The sequence below is a fragment of the Mesorhizobium sp. M8A.F.Ca.ET.207.01.1.1 genome (genome assembly GCF_004794715.1).
In the GTDB taxonomy this organism is placed as follows: Bacteria; Pseudomonadota; Alphaproteobacteria; order Rhizobiales; family Rhizobiaceae; genus Mesorhizobium.
Window position 1 is genome coordinate 1 of the sequence record NZ_SRUS01000200.1, and the last position, 378, is coordinate 378.

Sequence of the window (378 nt, forward strand, 5' to 3'; positions counted from 1 at the left end):
CTAGTTTCTTCACCTCTTGGCAGAACGGGAGGAGTGCCATGATCTTACGCCTTGGCTTCACCATGCTTGCCGTCGCTGCCTTGGCCACCCAGGCATCGGCCTTCGAGATCTCCAGCCGGTCGGTTTCCAACGGCAAGTGGGATGCGAAATATCTCGGCGACAAGGCCGGCTGCGGCGGCAAGAGCGTCTCGATCGCGCTTGCCTGGAAGGATCCGCCGGCCGGCACCAAAAGCTATGCGCTGACCATGTTCGACCCCGATGCCAATGGCGGCAAGGGTTTCTGGCACTGGCTGGCCTGGAACATCCCGGCCAGCGCCAAGGGGTTGGGTGAAGGCGCCGGCGCCGAGGGTGGCAAGCGCATGCCGAAGGGCTCGGTGC

The 378-nt window shown here is 64.0% G+C and carries 1 protein-coding gene; it reads left to right on the forward strand.

The features are described from left to right. Positions 1 to 38: 38 nt before the first annotated feature. On the forward strand, positions 39 to 378 hold a 340-nt coding region (locus EN850_RS34165), incomplete at its 3' end, for a YbhB/YbcL family Raf kinase inhibitor-like protein (RefSeq protein ID WP_136092982.1).